This window comes from Candidatus Oscillochloris fontis (assembly GCF_004138135.1).
GTDB lineage: Bacteria > Chloroflexota > Chloroflexia > Chloroflexales > Chloroflexaceae > Oscillochloris > Oscillochloris fontis.
In genome coordinates this window covers 1-1,391 of sequence record NZ_RYFD01000125.1, presented here as the reverse complement: position 1 = coordinate 1,391, position 1,391 = coordinate 1, and the positions used below count along the sequence as shown (strand labels likewise).

Here is a 1,391-nt window from a genome sequence, read left to right as displayed (position 1 = left end):
AGCACTTGCGTACCGGCATTCAGCGTGATAATGACATCATCCGTGGGTTGGGTATTCAGTACGAGGCTGAAGGTGACAGGCGTGGTATCCCCCGCCTCAGCGACCGCCCCGGTGAGCGGAGAGACCGTGACCCCAGCGGTGTCGTTATCGGTGTTGGTGAGATTCACCGTGCGGCTGAAGCCGGTCGCATAGATTACATCCCCGGCCACACTGCTGGTCGGACCAACGGTGATGGAATAGCCCTGATCCCCATCATCCACCGCATCATGCACCCCCGTGACCGTCACCGTCTGGGGCGTGGCCCAGTCACCGGAGGTGAAGGTGAGGGGAGATGTGGCAGGAGCGACCGTGCCCTCAGTCGGGTCACTACTAGTCAGGGGAACCATCACATCGGCAGTGGGTTGGCTATTCAACCAGACGCTGAAGGTAGCCGTGCCACCCGCCTCCGTCGTCGTCCCGATCAGCGGGGCCACATTCAGGCCCGCATCGTCATCGTCGGTGATGCTGGCTGTCACACTGGCAATGGGACTACCGTTGTAAAAGGCATCGGTACTCGTCGCCGTATGCGTAATCTGGCCCGCATGGGGTGTCACATTCCCATCCCCATCCTCGTCCACCGCATCCACCGCCAGCGTGACCGTCACCGTCCGGGGCGTGCTCCAGTCCGCATCCGTGAAGGTGATGGTCTGGGTAACCGCGCCATCAACCAGGAGTTGGGTTCCCGCATTGGCCGTAATCACCACATCGGCGGCAGGTTGGCTACTCAGCGCCAGCGTATAGGTCGCACTCCCGGCCACCCCTTCGGTGAAGGTCATCGGGGCGGCGGTGACGATCACCCCGGCGGTGTCGTTATCGGTAACCTCGGCCCCGACACTTACCACCACGATGGCGTTATAGTTCGCATCCGCACTGGCCGCCGTATGGGTAATCAGGCCCGAATGGATGGTGAGATTGGCATCGCCATCCTCATCTATGTCATCATCCACCGCTGTCACCGTCACCGTCTGCGGCAGATACCAATCCGCAGTGGTAAAGGTGAGCGTCGCCGTCGCCGCGCCATTCACGCGCACCTCCGCATCGGCGCTTGCCGTGATGGTCACATCGGCGGTCGGTTCGCTCCCCAGCACCACTTGGTAGGTTGAACTGATCCCAGCCTCCGAAATGCTCAGGATCGGCGTGATCGGCACCACATCCACCCCGGCGGTATCGTCGTCAAGGTTGGTGAGCGCGACCAATTCACTCAGACCGGCATAGAGCGCCGAGGTACTCGTCGTCGGGCCAACGGTGATCGCATAGGCAACATCGCCATCAGCCACCGCATCATGCACCCCCGTGACCGTCACCGTCTGGGGCAGGTACCAATTTGCCGTTGTGAAGGGGAGCGTGGCCGG

At 62.0% G+C, this 1,391-nt stretch carries 1 pseudogene; it reads right to left on the bottom strand.

The features are described from left to right. Window positions 1-1,391 (bottom strand): annotated as a pseudogene (locus tag EKD03_RS18560) (hypothetical protein); the annotation flags it as partial.